The 540-nt window shown below is 66.7% G+C and carries 1 protein-coding gene; it reads left to right on the top strand.

Annotated features, from left to right (window positions below; all coding sequences use genetic code 11):
• Nucleotides 1-540: IS256 family transposase (locus F1193_RS16930; RefSeq protein ID WP_150098959.1), on the top strand; the 540-nt coding region annotated here is incomplete at both ends.

Below are 540 nucleotides of genomic sequence, written 5' to 3' on the forward strand. Positions count from 1 at the left end.
GGCGCCGAATGCATGCTGGTGGTGATCGGCGCGACGCCGGAGGGTCGGAAGGAGCTGGTGGGGTTCCAGGTCGGCACGCGCGAGAGCGCGCAGAGCTGGCGGGAGCTTCTGGTCGACCTGAAGGCGCGCGGGCTGGTCAACGCGCCGGAACTGGCGGTCGGCGACGGCGCGCTCGGATTTTGGAAGGCGCTCGAGGAGATCTTCCCGACGACGCGGCATCAGCGCTGCTGGCTGCACAAGACCGCGAACGTACTGAACAAGGCGGCCAAGTCGGTGCAGCCCTCGGTGAAAGCCGATCTTGCCGAGGTCTGGCGCTCGCCGAGCCGGGCGGCGGCCGAGACGGCGATCGCAGTGTTCGCCGACAAATACGGCGCCAAGTACTCGAAAGCGGTGGAGTGCGTGGTCAAGGATCGCGAACAGCTTCTGGCGTTCTACGTCTTTCCCGCCGAGCACTGGGACCATCTTCGTACGACCAACCCGATCGAGAGCGTGTTCGCGACGGTGCGTCATCGCACGGTTCGCACCAAGGGCACGCTGTCG

It is taken from the genome of Blastochloris sulfoviridis (genome assembly GCF_008630065.1).
GTDB classification, from domain to species: Bacteria; Pseudomonadota; Alphaproteobacteria; order Rhizobiales; family Xanthobacteraceae; genus Blastochloris; species Blastochloris sulfoviridis.